This is a genomic window from Rahnella ecdela (assembly GCF_019049625.1).
Classification (GTDB): Bacteria; Pseudomonadota; Gammaproteobacteria; order Enterobacterales; family Enterobacteriaceae; genus Rahnella; species Rahnella ecdela.
In genome coordinates this window covers 44,093-63,723 of record NZ_JAFMOY010000131.1, presented here as the reverse complement: position 1 = coordinate 63,723, position 19,631 = coordinate 44,093, and the positions used below count along the sequence as shown (strand labels likewise).

17 protein-coding genes are annotated in these 19,631 nt (G+C 54.4%); 7 read left to right on the top strand and 10 right to left on the bottom strand.

The genetic code is table 11. The annotated features are described in order from the left end of the window. Window positions 1-202 precede the first annotated feature (202 nt). The 3 genes from yeiB to J1784_RS18915 form a co-directional block, all read right to left on the bottom strand. Complete coding sequence (yeiB, locus tag J1784_RS18925) at window positions 203-1,357, bottom strand: DUF418 domain-containing protein YeiB (protein ID WP_217150481.1); 1,155 nt, start codon at window positions 1,355-1,357, stop codon at window positions 203-205. A 114-nt stretch (window positions 1,358-1,471) separates the two neighbouring features. Continuing rightward, complete coding sequence (gene folE, locus J1784_RS18920; RefSeq protein ID WP_217150480.1) at window positions 1,472-2,137, bottom strand: GTP cyclohydrolase I FolE; 666 nt, start codon at window positions 2,135-2,137, stop codon at window positions 1,472-1,474. 126 nt (window positions 2,138-2,263) lie between these two features. Next, window positions 2,264-3,391, bottom strand: coding sequence for a YbfB/YjiJ family MFS transporter (locus tag J1784_RS18915; protein WP_217150479.1), 1,128 nt, complete (start codon window positions 3,389-3,391; stop codon window positions 2,264-2,266). A gap of 198 nt (window positions 3,392-3,589) precedes the next feature. On the opposite strand from J1784_RS18915, the gene ptrR reads away from it, so the two are divergent. Genes ptrR through fghA form a run of 3 tightly spaced genes read left to right on the top strand, consistent with a single transcriptional unit; the run spans window position 3,590 to window position 6,557 of the window. After that, window positions 3,590-4,519 (top strand): putrescine utilization regulator PtrR, encoded by a 930-nt coding sequence (gene ptrR / locus J1784_RS18910; RefSeq protein WP_217150478.1) that lies wholly within the window; start codon window positions 3,590-3,592, stop codon window positions 4,517-4,519. A 44-nt stretch (window positions 4,520-4,563) separates the two neighbouring features. Next, window positions 4,564-5,688 carry an S-(hydroxymethyl)glutathione dehydrogenase/class III alcohol dehydrogenase gene (locus J1784_RS18905; RefSeq protein ID WP_217150477.1) on the top strand — a complete coding sequence of 375 codons (1,125 nt, stop codon included), beginning with the start codon at window positions 4,564-4,566 and terminating at the stop codon, window positions 5,686-5,688. 11 nt (window positions 5,689-5,699) lie between these two features. After that, complete coding sequence (gene fghA, locus J1784_RS18900) at window positions 5,700-6,557, top strand: S-formylglutathione hydrolase (protein WP_217150476.1); 858 nt, start codon at window positions 5,700-5,702, stop codon at window positions 6,555-6,557. A 213-nt stretch (window positions 6,558-6,770) separates the two neighbouring features. Here the strand turns inward: fghA and gsiD are convergent, their stop codons facing one another. From gsiD to J1784_RS18875, 5 genes are all read right to left on the bottom strand, one after another. Continuing rightward, complete coding sequence (gsiD, locus tag J1784_RS18895) at window positions 6,771-7,691, bottom strand: glutathione ABC transporter permease GsiD (RefSeq protein ID WP_217150475.1); 921 nt, start codon at window positions 7,689-7,691, stop codon at window positions 6,771-6,773. Between the two features lie 8 nt (window positions 7,692-7,699). After that, entirely contained in the window at window positions 7,700-8,620 is a 921-nt protein-coding gene (gsiC, locus tag J1784_RS18890) for a glutathione ABC transporter permease GsiC (RefSeq protein ID WP_217150474.1), read from the bottom strand. Window positions 8,621-8,729: 109 nt separating this feature from the next. Next, window positions 8,730-10,286, bottom strand: coding sequence for a glutathione ABC transporter substrate-binding protein GsiB (gsiB, locus tag J1784_RS18885; RefSeq protein WP_217150473.1), 1,557 nt, complete (start codon window positions 10,284-10,286; stop codon window positions 8,730-8,732). A gap of 59 nt (window positions 10,287-10,345) precedes the next feature. Beyond that, window positions 10,346-12,202: a glutathione ABC transporter ATP-binding protein GsiA gene (gene gsiA, locus J1784_RS18880; protein WP_217150472.1), complete on the bottom strand. Its 1,857-nt coding sequence runs from the start codon at window positions 12,200-12,202 to the stop codon at window positions 10,346-10,348. After that, on the bottom strand, window positions 12,199-13,206 hold the full coding sequence (locus J1784_RS18875; protein ID WP_217150471.1) for an isoaspartyl peptidase/L-asparaginase family protein: 1,008 nt from the start codon (window positions 13,204-13,206) through the stop codon (window positions 12,199-12,201). The genes gsiA and J1784_RS18875 overlap by 4 nt, the downstream gene beginning before the upstream one ends. A gap of 276 nt (window positions 13,207-13,482) precedes the next feature. Here J1784_RS18875 and tsgA (J1784_RS18870) point away from each other — a divergent pair, with 276 nt between their 5' ends. Beyond that, window positions 13,483-14,679, top strand: a complete 1,197-nt coding sequence (gene tsgA, locus J1784_RS18870) for an MFS transporter TsgA (protein ID WP_217150470.1) — start codon at window positions 13,483-13,485, stop codon at window positions 14,677-14,679. Between the two features lie 42 nt (window positions 14,680-14,721). Here the strand turns inward: tsgA (J1784_RS18870) and J1784_RS18865 are convergent, their stop codons facing one another. Continuing rightward, complete coding sequence (locus tag J1784_RS18865; protein ID WP_217150469.1) at window positions 14,722-15,642, bottom strand: LysR family transcriptional regulator; 921 nt, start codon at window positions 15,640-15,642, stop codon at window positions 14,722-14,724. A 158-nt stretch (window positions 15,643-15,800) separates the two neighbouring features. On the opposite strand from J1784_RS18865, the gene xapA reads away from it, so the two are divergent. Together xapA and tsgA (J1784_RS18855) are read left to right on the top strand one after the other, a co-directional pair. After that, the gene (xapA, locus tag J1784_RS18860; RefSeq protein WP_217150468.1) at window positions 15,801-16,634 is read left to right on the top strand and encodes a xanthosine phosphorylase; all 834 of its coding nucleotides are present in this window, start codon (window positions 15,801-15,803) and stop codon (window positions 16,632-16,634) included. Between the two features lie 9 nt (window positions 16,635-16,643). After that, window positions 16,644-17,840, top strand: a complete 1,197-nt coding sequence (gene tsgA / locus J1784_RS18855; protein WP_217150467.1) for an MFS transporter TsgA — start codon at window positions 16,644-16,646, stop codon at window positions 17,838-17,840. Between the two features lie 69 nt (window positions 17,841-17,909). Here tsgA (J1784_RS18855) and J1784_RS18850 read toward each other — a convergent pair whose 3' ends face one another. Continuing rightward, complete coding sequence (locus tag J1784_RS18850; RefSeq protein ID WP_217150466.1) at window positions 17,910-18,143, bottom strand: DeoR family transcriptional regulator; 234 nt, start codon at window positions 18,141-18,143, stop codon at window positions 17,910-17,912. A gap of 245 nt (window positions 18,144-18,388) precedes the next feature. Here J1784_RS18850 and moeA point away from each other — a divergent pair, with 245 nt between their 5' ends. Then, the gene (gene moeA, locus J1784_RS18845; protein ID WP_238485611.1) at window positions 18,389-19,630 is read left to right on the top strand and encodes a molybdopterin molybdotransferase MoeA; all 1,242 of its coding nucleotides are present in this window, start codon (window positions 18,389-18,391) and stop codon (window positions 19,628-19,630) included. The last annotated feature ends 1 nt before the right edge of the window (window position 19,631 follow it).

The following is a 19,631-nucleotide window of genomic DNA, read 5'->3' as shown; positions in this document are numbered from 1 at the left end:
AATGCAGACAAAGAGAAGCGAGGTGAAGTGCTCATGGCGTTTCCTTTATTAGTGTAGTGGTCGTCGGACTGGCACGACCGCTATCCTAATCATTTTGTGAAAACGCCTGCGTGAATCTCGTCACAGGAAAGAAAACGTTTACATACAATTATGCAACCTTCATCCCAAATCTATCATTTAGGATGATGTATCGACCTCAGGGTCAGACAGTTTTCAGTTCTTCACCGGCAGCTTTCGCTGTCAGAAGACGCCATAACCATTCCACCGGCCCCTGCCGGAAATAACGCAGCCAAAGCAGTGTCACCAGCAGATTACACGCCCAGACCAGCGGCACCAGCGCGACCAGTTGCAGACGGTCAAAGTGCTGGTAGAAGCCGAATACGTTGAAGAATGTCGTGCAGATGATTGTCTGTAACAGGTAGTTGGTCAGCGCCATGCGGCCGACCATTGATACCCAGCGCGTCACGCACCAGCGGGAGATCTGCGACCAGAAGCCGTAACACAGCGCCAGATAGCTGACCGCCTGCATCAGCGAGCCAATTTCACGCGGCACCTGCAACAAAAAACCGCTCCAGCGGTAGTCCCAGCCGGTGCGGTATTGCAGGTAAATCGCCGGAATTTGTATCAGCAATGAAAGCGGTAACAGCACTGCGGCGACTTTGCGATAATGCACGGGGCGAAATTCCCCTTTTAGCCAGCCGCTGCGCATCAGACCGGAGCCGATAAGCATAGCGCCCGCCAGTTCCCAGCCATATTGCGCGCCAATCGCCAGCAAACTGGACGACAGCAAATCGAGCCGGTTCTGTATCGCCTCCCAGCCACCTTTCAGCCGCCAGTATTGTTCATACTGGATTTCCGCCGGTCCTGGAAGCCAGAAAGTACCGGGCTTTGGCGAGGTAATAAAACCCAGCATCGCCAGCACAGCTACGCCGATCAGATACAAAATAATGCCCGTTGAAATCAGCGACTGACTGCTGCGCCCTTCCCGTACCATCCGCCAGCACACCAGACCGATCAGTCCGTAAGACAGTAAAATGTCGCCGTCCCACAGCAATGTCGCATGCAGAAATCCGCATAAAAGCAGAATTGAAAGACGCGCCTGGATCCAGTGTTTGCCTCGCGGCAACAGCAAATACAGGCCGCCGCCAAAAAGCATGGCAAACATCATCAGAAATTTGCCCTGAGCGAGCGCGTCGAGCACCGCCCATGTCCAGGTATCAGAAGCAGAAGGCGCACCGGCAAATGCCGGATTAAGGTACGCGGCTTTCGGTAAACCGAAGGCGCTGATATTGAGCAGAAGAATGCCAAAAATGGCGAGACCACGGGCAAAGTCGAGCGTGGCAATACGTGAGCGCATACCTGGCGTTCCTGTTAACGGTAAGGAGCTGAAAATTTTGCGGGTTCCAGACAGACTAACGGCACCCTGAAGGTGCCGCAATATGAAAGTGTCTGACCGGTTAAAACGCCGCCGTTAGCTGGAGTGTCTTACCGTTCTTAAGAATTCTTGTCGCGTATTCTGGCTCGACTTGAATAATCCACCCAGAGAAGTCGTGGTCGTTGCGCTGGTCGCGTCACGCACACCGCGTGCTTTCACGCAGTAATGCACCGCATCAATAGAAACGGCCACGTTGGTGGTGCCAAGCAGCGTTTGCAATGCCACCAGAATTTGCTGAGTCAGACGTTCCTGAACCTGCGGACGCTGCGAGAAGAACTGCACAATGCGGTTGATTTTAGACAGGCCAATCACGGTATCTTTCGGGATATACGCCACGGTCGCTTTGCCGTCGATGGTAACGAAATGGTGTTCGCAGGTGCTGGTCAGGGTGATATCACGCACGGTAACCATTTCATCCACTTTCATCTTATTTTCGATGACGGTGATTTTCGGGAAGTTGGCGTAATCCAGCCCGGAGAAGATTTCATCCACATACATCTTGGCAATACGGTGCGGCGTTTCCGCCAGACTGTCATCGGAGAGATCCAGATTAAGAAGCTGCATAATACCGGTCATATGTTCCTGGATCCGCTGCTTGCGCGTTTCATTGTCGATAGGCAAAGCTTCACGCAGAGGGGTTTCCAGACCACGGGCTAACAGGGCCTCGTGAACCAAAATGGCTTCTTTACTCAGGGTTGGCATTCTTTCTTTCTCCGGCAGATGTAATCACTTTGACGCAGATCACGCTAAAGTGAGGTGGCTTACTGTAGTGGAGAGCGGATTCATAATCCAGTGATAGTGTTTCATGATGGCTGAAATAGCTGCAACTTATGAATCACGCCTGAAGACTAAACCACCGGCAATGATAAATCCGGCCAGCGCGACATACAGCGCAGGCTCCAGCTGATGCGTCAGCGCGGTCGAAATTGCTGACAGAACCGGTCCGAATAACTGACCGACGGCATAACCGGTGGTCAGTAATCCGGCCATATAGCGGCTGTGATTCGGTGCCAGTTCACGACTGCATTGCAAGGCCAGCTGCACCACGCTCAAGAAACCGCCGCCGGTCAGCAATGCTCCGAGCACCAGACCGGTCACGCCCGGCACCACTTCCGCACATAAAATCCCCAGTCCCTGCGCCCATAACGTCAGCGCCAGACGTTTATGCGTGGTCAGGCGGTGCCTGGTCAGAATACCGATAACGATGCCGATAACCGCTGCGCCGCCAAACACCGGCCAGACGAACTGAGCAAACAGGCTGTCAGGAAAACGCGCACTCGCCATCTGTGATAAAAACGTCGCCGGAAGAATGTAACCAAAGCCCGCCAGACTGTAGCTCCAGACCAGCCGTTTGAGTGCTGGCGTCATCACCAGCGGTTCTGTCGCCACATGGGAGCGGTGCAGATCGCCTTTACGCGGCAGATTTGGCGTAATGATCGCCACGAAAATCAGCGCCAGCACGCCGTACACGCACCAGGCCTGCGCCGAGGTTAGCTGTAAACTGTGAATGCCCACCGCTAACATGCCGCTGAGGAAAATCCCCGCGCCCGGCCCGGCGAACACCGCAGCACTCAGCGCCGGACGGCCATAATGTGCCAGCCGTTCGTTACACCATGCGGACACCATCACCATCGCCCAGCCGCTGGTCCACCCAATCAGGAATCGCAAAATGCTGTGCAGTACTTCGCCGGAAATCACAGCAGACAATAGGGTCAGCACCACTCCGCCCCACACGCCCAGCCACAGACGGCGTTCGAGATGTTTGCTGGCACGCATACCATCAAATGCACCGCACAGATAGCCGAGATAATTGAACGCAGCGACCAACCCCGCGCCGGTCAGGCTGAACTGATGTTCAGCTATCATTAAAGGAACCTGCGGCGTGAAAGCGAAGCGCCCGATACCCATCGCGACCACAAAAGCCAGAAAACCACTTAGCGCAATACGAAAAGCCATAACTGCTCCGTCTGAAGAAACCGCGATGCAACATCTTAGAAACAATGAGTAAACATACTCAAAGCCCGAGCCTGAAAACAGCAGATTTCTTAAAAGAAAGTTAATTGGAAGTTGTCGCTATGATGCCTTATGGATACAATCACGAAAACTGAATAATACAAACCAACTTGTTTACGACAAGAGAACACAGGAACCCTTATGGATCTGACTCAGTTACGAATGTTTTGCTGCGTAGCGGAAACCGGTTCGCTGGCGCGCGCGGCAGAGCAGTTACACCGCGTGCCGTCGAACCTGACCACCCGCCTGCGCCAGCTTGAACTCGAACTGGGCACTGATTTGTTCATCCGTGAAAAACAGCGCATCCGCCTTTCCGCAATGGGTCATAACTTCCTTAATTACGCCCAACGAATTCTGGCGCTGAGCGACGAAGCCATGAGCATCACGCATGCCGGAGAACCCGCCGGGAATTTCGCACTGGGATCGATGGAAAGCACGGCGGCAACACGTCTGCCTTCTTTACTGGCGGCCTATCATCAGAAATTTCCGCAGGTGGCGTTGTCACTGGTGACTGCCACTTCCGGGGAAACCATCGACAGCGTACGTGCCGGACGTCTCGCCGCCGCGCTGGTGGATGGGCCGATAGATTTTGAGGATATCAACGGCTGTATCTCGTTTCGCGAACGTATGGTGGTGATCAGCCCGCTGGGCGAATCGCCGCTCGACGTGCCCGCCGGTCGCAGCGGCCATACCGTATTTGCCTTCCGCCCGAGCTGTTCCTATCGCCAGCGTTTGCAGGGCTGGATTAAGCATATGAATGTGCCAGTCGCCAATACAATGGAGATTCAGTCCTATCATTCGATGATGGCCTGCGTCGCCAGCGGTGCGGGTATCGCGATGATCCCGCGTTCGGTGCTGGAACAATTGCCCGGCCACGAACGGGTAGAAATTCACGAAATCCCGGATGAATTTGCCGATACCGCCACCTGGCTCATCTGGCGGCGGGATGCGTTCAGCCCGAATGTCCGGGCGCTGAAAGAACTGATTATCGAACAGAATGACGGTGTAATCCCGTTACTGAAACACCCGCTGGCCGGCGAACATGACCCGGCTTTGCATCCGACTTATTAACCTGAAATCTGATTAAGCTAAAAACACCTGACTGGAGCTACATAATGGAAATGATTAAAACGCGTGCGGCCGTCGCCTGGGGCCCGAATCAACCTCTGTCCATCGAAGAAGTCGATTTGATGCCACCACAAAAAGGCGAAGTGCTGGTGCGGATCGTCGCCACCGGTGTTTGTCATACTGATGCCTACACACTGTCCGGCAAAGATCCGGAAGGTGTTTTCCCGGCAATCCTCGGCCATGAAGGCGGTGGTGTTGTAGAAGCTGTTGGCGAAGGCGTTACCAGCGTCGCGGTTGGCGACCATGTGATCCCGCTTTACACGCCAGAATGTGGCGAGTGTAAGTTCTGTAAATCCGGCAAAACTAACCTGTGCCAGGCGATCCGCACCACACAAGGTAAAGGCCTGATGCCTGACGGCACCACCCGTTTCTTCAAAGACGGCAAGCCGATTTTCCATTACATGGGCACTTCGACTTTCTCTGAATACACCGTCGTTCCTGAGATTTCGCTGGCGAAAATCAACAAAGAAGCGCCACTGGAAGAAGTGTGTCTGCTCGGTTGCGGCGTGACCACCGGTATGGGTGCAGTCATTAACACCGCCAAAGTGAAGAAAGGCGATACCGTGGCAATCTTCGGTCTCGGCGGCATTGGTCTTTCCGCGATTATCGGCGCAGTGATGGCTGGTGCAGGCCGCATCATCGGTGTTGATCTCAATACCAGCAAATTCGATCTGGCTCGTAAACTAGGTGCAACCGATCTGATCAATCCGAAAGATTACGACAAGCCAATTCAGGACGTGATCGTTGAAATGACCGACGGCGGCGTGGACTTCTCCTTCGAATGTATCGGTAACGTAAACGTGATGCGTTCCGCGCTGGAATGCTGCCACAAAGGCTGGGGCGAATCCGTCATCATCGGCGTGGCCGGTGCGGGTGAAGAAATCTCTACCCGTCCGTTCCAGCTGGTGACAGGCCGCGTATGGCGTGGTTCTGCATTTGGTGGCGTGAAAGGCCGCAGCCAGCTGCCGGGCATTGTGCAACGTTATCTGGACGGCGAATTCGCCCTGAACGATTTCATCACCCATACCCTGCCGCTGGAAGAAATCAACGAAGCCTTTGACCTGATGCACGAAGGGAAATCTATCCGAACGGTTATTCATTTTAATAAGTAAGGAATGTGTTGATGAGCAGCTCGATTGAACTACTCGAAGAACACCGGATGTTTGGCGGCTGGCAGCAGCGCTACCGCCATACGTCCGCAAGCCTGAATTGCAGCATGACGTTCAGTATTTATCTGCCTCCGGCGAAAGACGATGCGCCACCGCCGGTGCTGTACTGGCTGTCGGGTCTGACCTGTAACGATGAAAACTTCACCCTCAAAGCCGGGGCGCAGCGCGTTGCGGCTGAACTTGGGCTGATTCTGGTGATGCCAGACACCAGCCCGAGGGGTGAAGGCGTCGCCAACGACGAAGGTTACGACCTCGGTCAGGGCGCAGGTTTTTACCTGAACGCCACGCAGTCACCGTGGGCAGCGCATTACCGGATGTACGATTATCTGCTTGATGAACTGCCTGCGCTTATCAGCGGGCATTTTAAAGTCAGCGATCGTCAGTCAGTTTTCGGCCATTCAATGGGCGGTCACGGTGCGCTGATGCTAGCGTTGCGTAATCCTCAGCGTTTCTGTTCAGTGTCCGCGTTTGCACCGATTGTGAATCCGGCACAGGTTCCGTGGGGCCGTAAAGCCTTCAGCGCGTATCTGGGTGAAGACGAAAGTCAGTGGTTGCAATACGACAGTTGTCATCTGCTGAGCGCCTTGCCTGCGGACCAAAAAACGTTCCCGATTTTAGTTGATCAGGGCGATAGTGATCAGTTCCTGGCGGATCAGTTGCAGCCGTCAAAACTGGCAGAAATCGCCCGTCAGCGCGGCTGGCCGTTACAACTGCGCGCTCAGCCGGGGTACGATCACAGCTACTTCACGATTGCATCATTTGTGGAAGATCACCTGAGATTCCATGCGGAGTTTTTGCACTCCCCTGCATGAGTGCGCAAGGCCTTTTGATGCAGACTGAGAAAATGTCGGTTTCTCCATGGCAGTGATCACTTAACGCGCCGTGTCGAAACCGCCCTAAAGGGGAAAGTGCTTTGCCCCTTTTGGGCGGTTTCAAACACCATAGTTTCTGTGCAAGCTGTTAATGAGAAACCGAAATCTTCGAGATTCAGATAACAAGGGGGCTTTGGGGGATCCCCAGAAATCTCAATTCTTCAATTTCGGATCCAGTGCATCCCTTAATCCATCGCCCAGCAAATTAAACGCCAGTACGGTCAGGAATATCGCCAGACTTGGGAAGATTGCCACGTGCGGTGCCATCACCATATCGGCGCGGGCTTCATTAAGCATCGCGCCCCATTCCGGTGTTGGCGGCTGTGCCCCCATACCGAGGAACGACAGGCTGGCCGCGGTAATAATCGATGTGCCGATACGCATGGTGAAATACACCACTATCGATGACAACGTGCCAGGCAGAATGTGGCGGAACAAAATTGTGGCGTCGGATGCCCCGATACTGCGCGCCGATTCAATATAGGTTTGCTGTTTGAGCACCAGCGTATTGCCGCGCACCAGACGCGCAAATGCCGGAATGCTGAAGATAGCGACCGCGATAATCACGTTCGACATCCCATTGCCCATCACCGCAACCACGGCAATCGCCAGCAGGATACCGGGGAAGGCAAACAGCACGTCGCAAACGCGCATGGTGATGCGGTCCCACCAGCCTTCATAATATCCGGCAAGCAGTCCGAACACAGTACCGATCGCCGCGCCGAGCACCACGGAAAGTACACCAGCCGTCAGCGATATCCGCGTGCCCATCAGAATACGGCTGAAAATATCACGCCCCAGCGAATCCACACCGAGCCAGTGAATCAGCGACGGGCCCTCGTTCAGACGGTCATAATCGAAATAGTTTTCCGGATCAAACGGCACCAGCCACGGCGCAAAAATTGCAGCGGCGATCAGCAGCAGGATAAAAACGCCCGCAATCATCGCGATATGCTGCCGGCGGAAACGTCGCCAGAACGCTTTCCACGGTGTCCGAACCGCCTGTGATTGCGCAGTTCCCGGTGTGATTATCGGCAAACTCGCGAGTACGGCATTTCGCCGCCAGTTTTTCATGCGTTGACTCACTTGTATCGGATGGAAGGGTTGATGACGGCGTACAGCATGTCCACCAGCAGATTGATGAGGATGAATTCCAGTGAGAACAGCAGCACTTCTGCCTGTATCACCGGATAATCACGCATCTCAACAGAATCCACCAGCAACCGCCCTAGCCCCGGCCAGTTGAAGACTTTTTCCACGACAATCGAGCCGCCAAGCAGAAATCCAAATTGCAGTCCCATCATGGTGACTACCGGGATCATCGCATTGCGCAGGCCATGTTTGACCACCACCACAGCCTCATGCACGCCTTTAGCGCGCGCGGTGCGCATGTAATCTTCCTGCATCACTTCGACAAATGACGCACGGGTGAAGCGGGCCATGATCGCCGCGACAGCAGCGCCGAGGGTTATAGAAGGCAGAATATAATGCCGCCAGCCGTCAGCGCCGACGGTCGGCAGCCAGCCCAGCTCAACGGAAAATATTTGCATCAGCAACATGCCCAGCGCGAAAGCCGGGAATGAAATGCCGGAGACGGCCAGCGCCATTCCGAGACGATCCGGCCAGCGGTTACGCCACACGGCGGACACCACGCCAATCACCAGCCCGAAAATCACCGACCACAGCATACTGGTCATCGTCAGCCAGAAGGTCGGCATAAAGCGGGAACTGATTTCATCAATGACCGGGCGTTTTGACACCATCGAGTGCCCGAAATCACCGGTCAGCGCATTGCCGAAAAAGGTGAGGAATTGCTGATAAAGCGGCTTATCCAGCCCGAGATCCTGACGCACCAGCGCCACAACGCTGGCGTCAGCGTCCTGTCCAGCCATCAGCCGCGCCGGATCGCCCGGCAAAAGATGCACAAACAAAAAGACCAGCACTGCCACAATCAGCAGTGTCGGGATCAGTCCGAGTAATCGTTTTAAAAAATAATTAAGCATGATTCGCTGTCTGTGATTTCACGGTACGACATCCATGTTCCGGACCCGGAACACACGAGTTCAGGGCGCGCACGCTGTGCGCCACACGCCCTGAAAACTTCACCGCGTATTATTTCACGTCTGCATCATCAAAGCTGAATGCCGTATCCGGCATGACATAGAATCCCGTCAGGCGTTTATTTTTCGCCGACACCAGACGCTCAGTCACCAGGAATGCCCACGGCGCGTCGGTCCAGATTTGTTTCTGGGCATCGGCGTACAGTTTGGCTTTCTCGGCTTTATCGGTCGTTTTCAGCGCGTCGGACAGGTCTTTATCCACCTGGGCATTGCTGTAGAACGCGGTATTAAACTGCTTCGGTGGCGCGGCCTGCGTGGAGAACAGCGGCGAGAGCGCCCAGTCTGCTTCACCGGTAGACGCTGACCAGCCGGTATAGAACATCCGGATACCCGCCTCTTTCTGCCCGACGTTTTCCACCTGCGCGGCACGCTGTGCGGCGTCCATCGCGGTGACGGTCACTTTGATACCCACCTGCGCCAGCTGCTGCTGAGTGAACTGCAATACTTTCTGCGCGGTGCTGTTATTGTGCGAAGACCACAGCGTGGTGGTGAAACCGTCCGGATAACCGGCTTCTTTCAGTAATTCTTTGGCTTTAGCCGGGTCATATGGCCACGGTTTGAATTTCGCAGCGTATTCAATGCCCTGCGGCAACGGCCCTTCAGAAGGCACCGCGTAACCGGCAAACGCGACTTTGATTAGCGCCTGTTTGTTGATGGCATAGTTGATTGCTTCACGTACTTTGACGTTATCGAACGGCTTTTGCGTCACGTTAAAGCTGATGTAACGATGCAGAATCGACGGCGCGGCCACCAGATCCAACTTATCGTTTTTCTCCAGTAACGCGGCCTGCTCGTAAGGCACCGGGAACGCCAGATCCGCTTCACCGGTTTGCAGCATCGCAGCGCGTGTATTGTTATCCACGACGGGACGCCAGGTGATGGTATCGAGTTTTGGCTCGCCTTTTTTCCAGTAACCGTCGAATTTCTTCACTTTCACAAAGTCAGTCTGGTTCCACTGTTCCAGCGTATACGGGCCGGTACCGACCGGATGGAAGCCGATATCTTTACCGTATTTGGTCAGTGCCGCCGGGGAAATAATCACCGCAGACGGGTGCGCCAGAATGTTGATGAACGCTGAGAACGGTTCTTTCAGCGTGATTTTTACCGTGTTCTCATCCACCGCCTCAGTACTGGCGATGTTTTTAAACAGGTTATAGCGTTTGAGGTGGCTGTCCGGATTGCTCGCGCGGTCAAAGTTCACTTTTACCGCCGCCGCATTGAAATCCGTGCCGTCCTGGAATTTGATGCCAGAATGCAGTTTGATGGTGTAAACCAGACCATCTTTGCTGACCGTATAGCTGTCCGCCAGCACGTTTTCCAGCTTCATATCTTTATCAAAGCCAAACAGCCCCTGATAGAAAGATTTGGTTACGGCCTGCGACAGGGTGTCGTTGGCGTCATAGGGGTCAAGCGAGGTGAAGTTAGAACCTACTGCGACCACCACGTCTTTCGCTGCCCAGGCAGACGCCGAAGCCAGCGAACCGAAAACAGCGGCAGCGAGCACGGCCTGACGGACAACGTTCTTACCTTTATGTTTATGCTGATTCATATCAGTTCCTTTCCTGTCTTACCCGTTAAAAAGTGGCTCAAGATGAGCAACCATAAAAATTAGTAAACGCCTGCAATTGCATGCCTGGCAACGAAATGCCCTTCCGCCACCTGAACCAGCGGGGCGACAAACGGATCGTCGTTAAGCGCACGAATCGGGCTCGGGATTTCATCCACCAGCAGCGCCTGATCTTTACGCTTATGCGCCGGATCGGCCACCGGCACCGCCGCCATCAGTTTGCGGGTATACGGATGCTGCGGATTTTCAAACACCGCACGGCGCGAACCGATTTCCACAATCTGGCCGAGATACATCACGGCAACGCGATGGCTGATACGCTCCACCACCGCCATATCATGTGAAATAAACAAAAAGGCCAGTCCGAACTCTTTCTGCAAATCCATCAGCAGATTGACGATTTGCGCGCGGATAGACACATCCAGCGCCGATACCGATTCATCGGCAATCACCACTTTGGGATTGAGCGCCAGTGCGCGCGCGATACAAATTCGCTGCCGCTGACCGCCGGAAAATTCGTGAGGATAACGTTGCGCGTGTTCCGGCAGCAGCCCGACTTTCTCCAGCAACCACGCGACGCGCGCTTCTGCCTCAGCGCCTTTTGCCAGGTTATGCACCAGCAACGGCTCCATAATCGAATACCCGACCGTCAGACGCGGGTCGAGCGACGCATAAGGATCCTGAAAAATAAACTGAATATCGCGGCGCAGGTGTTGCAGCGCGCTACCGCTGATATTCGTCAGCGTCTTGCCGTCAAAGGTGATGGTACCGCCCTGACTTTTCACCAGTTTGAGCAGCGAACGACCCGTGGTGGACTTTCCGCAACCGGATTCGCCCACCAGCGCCAGCGTTTCGCCGGGATGCAAATCAAAACTGACTTTTTCGACCGCATGCACTCGTCGCGTCACACGGTTGAAAATACCGCTGCGCAGGTCAAAACGGGTGACCAGTTCCCGCACCTGCAGTATCGGCGGCACGCCCGGCGTCAGGGTGTTTTGTATCAGCGCCGGATCGCTTTCCTGTTGTTCCGGTGCAGGAAAGCGTGCGGGCAGCGGTTTACCGGCCATCGACCCGAGTTTGGGAACTGCCGCCAGCAAGGTCTGCGTGTAAGGCTGTTGCGGCGTGCGAAATATCGCGCCGACCTCACCGGTTTCCACGCTGTTGCCCTGATGCATAACCAGCACGCGATCGGCGATTTCCGCCACCACACCCATATCGTGCGTGATGAAAATCACGCCCATATGCATCTCTTTTTGAAGCACACGGATCAGCTGTAAAATCTGTGCCTGAATGGTCACATCCAGCGCAGTAGTCGGTTCATCGGCGATCAGTAACGCGGGTTTGCACGACAACGCCATCGCTATCATCACCCGCTGGCGCATACCGCCGGAAAGCTGATGCGGATAGCTGTCGAGAATATTTCGGGCTTCGGGAATACGCACCAGATCCAGCATGCGCAAGGCTTCGGCACGGGCGGCTCGATGGTCTTTATTCTGATGTAGACGGATAGACTCGGCGATTTGCTCGCCAACCGGAAACACCGGATTGAGCGACGTCATCGGCTCCTGAAATATCATCGCCATATCCGCACCGCGCAGGCTGCGCATGGCGGGCTGCGTCGCCGCCATCAGATCAACCACTTCGCCGTTACGACGGCGAAAGTGCATTTCACCCTGTGTTATCTGCCCGCCGCCCTGCTCGACCAGACGCATCAGCGCCAGCGAAGTTACGGATTTTCCAGAGCCGGATTCACCGACGATAGCCAGCGTTTCGCCGCGTTTTACCTGAAAACTGAGCTGATTCACCGCCGGGATGATTTGCCCTTCATGCGCAAACTGCACACTGAGCTGGCTGACCGCCAGAACGTGATCGGAAGGCAGAGTCAGGGAAGTGTTCATGAGCGGTAAATACTGACGACTGGCGCTTCGCCCACCCGGGCAAATCCGCGGTACATACCTTCGCTGTTGAAAGGCAGTTCCACGTTGCCAAATTTATCCACGGCAATCATTCCGCCGCTGCCGCCCAGTGGCAGCAGTTTTTCCTGCACCACTTTGTGCGTGGCCTCCGCCAGCGTTAAACCGGCGTATTCCATCAGCGCTGCGACGTCGTAAGCCGCAACAGTACGCATAAATACTTCGCCGGTGCCGGTGCTGGAAATCGCCACCGTATTGTTACTGGCGTAACAACCGGCGCCAATGATCGGCGAATCGCCGACGCGTCCGGCCTGTTTGTTGGTCATTCCGCCGGTCGATGTCGCCGCCGCCAGATTGCCGGATTCGTCTATTGCCACCGCGCCTACAGTGCCAAATTTACGCTCCGGATCAATCGGGTCACCGGAAGCCTTCAGCGAGGCTCCGTCGTGATCGAGCATCACGCCGGTATCTGCGGCGATGGCGCGCTGCAACTGGTCATAACGTTCCTGAGTAAAGAAATACTCCGGCTCCACCATTTCCTGACCATTCGCTCGGGCAAAATCTTCTGCGCCAGCACCGGTAAACAGAACATGCGGGCTGTTTTCCAGCACCTTACGGGCAGTCAGAATAGGATTGCGGATATGGCTGACGCCGCAGATCGCACCGGCATCCAGCGTGCGACCGTCCATGATGCAGGCGTCTAATTCATGCGTGCCCTGATGGGTGAAAACCGCGCCTTTACCGGCATTAAAGAGCGGGCATTCTTCCAGCAAGCGCACGGCTTCGGTGACAGCGTCGAGCGCGCTGCCGCCCGCGGCCAGAATCGCCTGACCGCTGCTTACAATCCTTTCCAGTTCGGCTAAATAAAGTTGTTCTTTTTCGACGCTCATTGCCGCACGGGTTATTGCCCCGGCACCACCATGAATAGCAATGACCGGACGCTTCTTGTTCGAAACGGAAGCCGCTGAATTATCAGTAGAAGAACTCATTAGCACTGCACCTTTCGATGTTGTATTTATGTATGGAAGATGTTGACCTGTTTTTTGACTATATTTAGCCCGCTACAGTATGTAAAGCAGAAATGCATCGCCACCAAAATGGCGCTAATTGCTTAGATTGTTTAGGAAAAACAAATGCTGCAATTGAATATACATGCGGGACAAATGACCAGAGAACAGCAATAATAAACGTCCTAATCGCGGAAAAAGCACCTCTGGATAAGCTTACTGCGACTTTTTTATTTTCTCTTTTTAGGAAATCAGTTTATGGAAACTGTTTATAACCGCCCGCGTCTTAATGTGATTTCGTGGCTAAGTTACTTTTTTACAGGGGGACTCGTCTCCACTCTGGGTATTGTTATCGGGCCAGTTGCCACAGCGTTTAATAAAGATCCGGCCTTTATTGGCCTCATGTTCTCACTGATGAACATCGGTTTATTCCTGCCGATTATGATCAGTGGCATCCTGATGCGTAAGTTCGATCTGGGTAAGCAGCTGATCACCGGGTCAGTTATCACCATCCTGACCTGTATCGCGCTGTTCGTGATGCCGTCAATCACCCTGTTCGGCGTCGGCGTTTTCCTGATCGGTGCGACCGCGGGTCTGATGATGTCGATTGGCAGCTATCTGGTTGTTCGTATTAACGAAGATCCGAAAAAGCGTTCAGCTAACTTGATCTTTACCGACTTCTTCTTTGCCCTTTCCGGCATGACGCTGTCTCTGGTGCTCGGTTTCCTGTTCAAGCATGGCGCAAGCTGGCTGGCAATGTACGGCATCATGGGTACGTTGAGCGTGCTGATGATCCTGCTGTGTGTAGGTCAGAAATTCCCGACTGTTGCCCAGCCGGAAAAAGTGGCGAAAAGCCAGCAGGAAGCGAAAGAGCCGTGGGGCTTCGCGGCTTACGTGCTGTGCTTTGCCCTGTTTGCCTTCGTCTTCAGCGAACTGGTTTTCACCCTGTGGATGCCGAGCTGGTTGCATGAACATTTCGGTCTGGACACTGACCGCGCAGCGATTTACATCACCACTTACTGGATGGTGAAAGCGATTGGCCTGTTCCTGAACCAGTTCACCGTGCGTTTTGTGAAACTGCGTACGTTCCTGTTTGCTTCAGCCATCATCGGCTTAATCAGCCTGATTGTGGTAACGCACAACGAAAACGCCACGCTGGTGATGATTGCAGTTGGCCTGTTCGGCTTCTGTAACTCCGGTATGTTCTCCGGCCTGATGAGCTACGGCAGCCTGCAGGTGAAAAACTCACCGCCAACGCTGACCTCCGCGCTGCTGACTACCGCTTCCGTCGGAACGCTGATTTTCGCTTCATTCTCGTCATTCATTTACCGCGAATATGGCCTGTTCTGGGCGCTGAATATCGCGACGGTGTCTTACGTTCTGCTGGTGCTGGCGGTGATCATCGCCGGTGTGCGCAGTAAAGCAGAGAAAATTCACCGCGAAATGGCGGCGTAACACCGTTATTCCTTTAACAGCGGGGCTCCGGCCCTGCTGTTTTCACCCTTCTCCTTCCAGTGAATCCAGAAAACGTGCCGCCGCCGGTGTCACCGAATCCGCCTGATAAATCGCATACAAATCTACCGGTAACCGTTCGCTCAGGGCACAGAAGCGCACGCCCGGCCAGTGAATGCGCGCATAACTTTCCGGCAATAACGTAATACCATAACCGTTCGCCACCAGCGCCAGCGCCGTTTGCGGCTCATTTACCTGCTGTACTATTTTTGGCAAAAATCCGTGCTGACGGCACATCGAATACAGATAACTGCCGAGACTCGATGCGTTCATCGGCATCAGAATAAAATCCTCATGCGCCAGTTCGCCGAGCACGACGCTGTTTTTCATTGCCAGCGGATGATGTTCAGAAATCGCCAGCGCCACGTTTTCTCGCCCCATCAGGCGGCTCGACAGCCCGTGCGGCAGCGCCAGTTTTGCCTCACGCCAGATGCCGATATCAATACGCTGCAACTGCAACGCATCAATTTGCTGCACCGGCGTCAGTTCGGTCACTGTCCAGCTGATTTCAGGCGCAATGCGGGCAAAACTGTTCAGCGCAGGCATCAGCGGTCCCCAGGCGGCGGTGCCCACGGTGCCAAACTGAATGTGCCCGACTTCCCCGCGCCCGATTTTGCGCACCTGATGCAGCGAACGGTTAATGCTGTCGAGCATCAGACCGGCTTCGCGCATCAGCGCCGCACCCGCAGGTGTCAGCGATACGGACCGCGTGGTGCGCAGAAACAGCGGCGTGCCGAGCAGATTCTCCAGCTCTTTGATGTGCAGACTGAGCGGCGGCTGCGACATATTCAGGCGCACCGCTGCCTTGCTGAAACTCAACTCTTCCGCCACCACGCGAAAGTAATGCAGCAGCCGCAGATTAATCTGGCCGAGATCGAAAACGGAATCAGTAAATGGCCGCGTCATACGGGTCTCCGTGGCATATTTTATCCTTAAATTTCTGTGCGTTAGATTTATAGGTTTTGACTATAAATCTCTGCGGATATCAGTATTAGACCCCGACAGCCGCCCACACTAGCATTGCCTTCACTCCCACCCTACTGTGAAAAATGAGAGAAGTGATCATGCTCAATAACAATGCTTTTGACTGCGCCGCCCTTATCCGCCAACGCGCGCCCGGTTTTATTCCTAAAGCCGCCCTGATCCTCGGTTCCGGCCTCGGCACGTTGTGCGACGATATCTCTGATGCCGTCACTATTCCTTACAACGAACTGCCGGGATTCCCGCAAAGCAATGTCGTCGGTCATGCCGGTGAACTGGTTCTTGGCACGCTCGAAGGTGTGCCGGTGATGTGTATGAAAGGCCGCGGCCACATGTATGAAGGTCACGGCATGTCGGTAATGACCAGCGCGGTACGCACGTTTAAACTGCTTGGCTGTGAATTTCTGCTGGCCACCAATGCCGCCGGGTCCATGCGCAAGGAAGTCGCACCCGGAAGACTGGTAGCGCTGACCGATCATGTCAGTTTTATGCCGGAATCGCCGCTGGCAGGTCCAAACGATGACCGCTTCGGGCCGCGTTTTTTCAGCCTCGCCAATGCCTATGACAAAGACCTGCGTGCTCAGCTGCACACCGTGGCAGGAAAGCTTGATATCGAGGTCGCAGAAGGCGTATTCGCCGCCTACACCGGCCCGAACTTCGAAACACCGGCTGAAATCCGCATGATGCAAATCTTAGGCTGCGATGTGGTCGGTATGTCGATCGTTCCGGAAGTGATTTCCGCACGCCATTGCGGGCTGAAAGTGCTGGCAGTCTCAGCCATGACTAACTTTGCTGAAGGGCTTTCCGACACCCCGCTGTCCCACGAGCAAACCCTAAGCTGCGCGAAACTCGCCGTCGGCGATTTCACCCGCCTGATCCGCGCCTTCTTCGCCAGCCTGGCTGCGCCAGCAAAATAAGGAACGGCTATGGAACAGACATTCAACCGCCGGCGGATCAATATGATTTCCTGGCTGAGTTATTTCTTCACCGGTGCGCTGGTTTCCACGCTGGGAATTGTTATCGGCCCGGTTTCACAGGCCTTTGGCAAAGACCCCGGTTTTATCGGGCAGATGTTTACGCTGATGAATATCGGTCTGTTCCTGCCGATTATGATAAGCGGCGTGCTGATGCGTAGATTCAATCTGGGCAAACAACTGATCACCGGCTCAGCGGTTTCAGTCCTGACCTGCATCGCACTATTTCTTATGCCAACGATCACCATGTTTGGCATCGGCGTGTTTCTGATTGGCGCTGCATCAGGAATTATGATGTCCATCGGCAGCTATCTGGTGGTGCGTATTAATGAGGATCCGAAAAAGCGTTCGGCGAATCTGATCCTCACCGATTTCTTCTTTGCACTCGCGGGCGTGGTGTTATCCCTGCTGCTGGGCTATCTGTTCCAGCACGGCGCAAGCTGGCTGGCAATGTACGGCGTGATGGCGGTGCTGAGCCTGGCGATGATTGTGTTGTGTGTCGGGCAGAAATTTCCTTCCATTCCGCAGGCAGTGCAGACCACATCCGAAACTGACGCTACGCATCAGCGCTGGGGAATGTCGGTGTGGGTATTATGTTTTGCGCTGTTTGCGTTTCTGCTGGCAGAACCGATTTTCACTATGTGGCTGCCGAGCTGGCTGAAAGAGCATTTTGGTATGGCCGCAGACCGGGCTGCGTTTTACATCACAACGTACTGGACGGTGAAATCCATCGGCCTGTTCGTGAATCAGTTCACGGTACGCTTCGTGAAGCTGCGTACTTATCTGCTACTTTCCACGGTTGTCGGGCTGGTTTGTCTGGCGGTTGCCGCCAACAGTGCGCACCCGACGCTGATCCTGATTTGTGCCGGTCTGTTCGGGTTCTGCAACTCCGGGCTGTTCTCGGGGATCATGAGTTATGGCAGTTTACAGGTCAGAAATTCTCCGCCGACGCTGACCTCCGCCCTGCTGACCATCGGCACAATAGGGACATTGATTTTTTCTACGCTGTCGTCGCTGGTTTACAGTCAGTACGGGCTGTTCTGGGCGCTGAACACCGCCACCATCGCCTACGTTTTCCTGCTGGTGGCTCTAATTTTCGCTTCCGTCAACAGCAAAGCCGAAGCGCTGGAGCAACAACCGGCCCATTGATCACTGAACTTTACGCATAAAAAAGGGAAGACTCTGTGGAGCCTTCCCTTTTCTTATATGACTGCGCCTTTACATCTGCGGGCAGCGCTGCAAACTGTTTAGCCAGGATGTCTCAGGCTGAGCGACCAGACGACGAGCGCGTCCATGACGGCGCAGGATCAAACCTTTGTCCTGCATTTCACTCAGATCACGTCGGATCGTTTCAAGACTCACATCCAGCGATTGTGCCAGTTCGCTAACCTGTAACACTTCATGTTGTTCTACTAACTGAAGGATGGCCTGATGGCGATTTTTTTTAAGCACCGGTTATTCCTGTGTATATGACAGATATGTGACACAAGTCACAAATAACGGCAACTATCATAACCGCGTTACATTCGTATTTTTGGGATCGATCTCAATTTTTCAGAAATCCCCACGAAGTTTTTAGGCCTTCAGCGGTTTTTGGTTCGTCCCGTTTCTCTGTCATACTATAGGCATGCCCCAATTTCCCGTCCGTCTCTGGTAAGTACGCCCGCGCCGACGGGCTGAATCACTAAGGAATTTTGATGGAATTCAACACTGCAGGTTTGATCTCACTTCAGGAAGCGCTGGATAAAATGCGCGCTTACGTTCCGAAAAAAACAGCGCAGGATGCCGAATCTCTGCCGCTGGCGACTGCTGCGGGGCGCATTACTGCCGCACCGGTGCTTTCACCGATTTTTGTTCCGCCTTTTGATAACTCCGCGATGGACGGTTATGCCCTGCGCTGCTCAGATCTGCACGACGGCGCGGTGTTGCCGGTGGCCGGTAAAGCCTTTGCAGGTGCACCTTTCCACGGCGAATGGCCTGCCGGAACCTGTATCCGTATCATGACCGGCGCGCCGGTTCCCGCGGGTGCCGATGCGGTCATCATGCAGGAACAGGCGGAAGTGTCAGAAGCTGGAGTCCGTTTCACAGCGACGGCGGAACAAGGCCAGAACATCCGCCTGACCGGCGACGACATCAAGCAAGGCGACAGCGTGCTGCCTGCGGGTGTGCGACTGGGTGCTGCAGAATTACCGCTGCTGGCGTCACTTGGCGTAACTGAAGTTCAGGTCTGGAAATCGCTGAAAGTCGCCGTATTTTCTACCGGTGATGAGCTGCAGCCTGTCGGCACGCCGCTGCAGGAAGGCCAGATTTATGATACTAACCGTTTTGCAGTGCGTCTGATGCTTGAGCAACTCGGTTGTACTGTGCTGGATTTAGGGATTATCCGCGACGATCCGCAGGCACTGCGTAAAGCGTTTGAAGAAGCCAATGAATTTGCTGATTTGGTGATTTCCAGCGGCGGCGTTTCCGTCGGTGAAGCCGATTACACCAAACAGATGCTGGATGAACTGGGCGAAATTGGTTTCTGGAAACTGGCCATGAAACCGGGCAAACCTTTTGCATTCGGAAAACTCAAAGACAGCTGGTTCTGCGGTCTGCCGGGTAATCCGGTGTCCGCTGCACTGACGTTTTATCAGCTGGTTCAGCCATTCATCGCTCAGCTTTCCGGCCACAGTGCCTGGCAGTTTCCGCCACGCCTGAAGGCGAAAGCCGTGACTCCACTGAAAAAAGCACCCGGCCGCCTCGATTTCCAGCGCGGCATTTTCAGCACAAATACAGAAGGTCAGCTGGAAGTGCGAACGACCGGCCATCAGGGTTCGCACGTGTTCAGCTCATTCAGTCAGGCCAACTGTTTTATTGTGCTTGAGCGTGAACGCGGCAGCATTTCGGCAGGCGACATTGTTGAAGTCGAACCTTTTAACGCCCTGCTGCGGAGCTGAA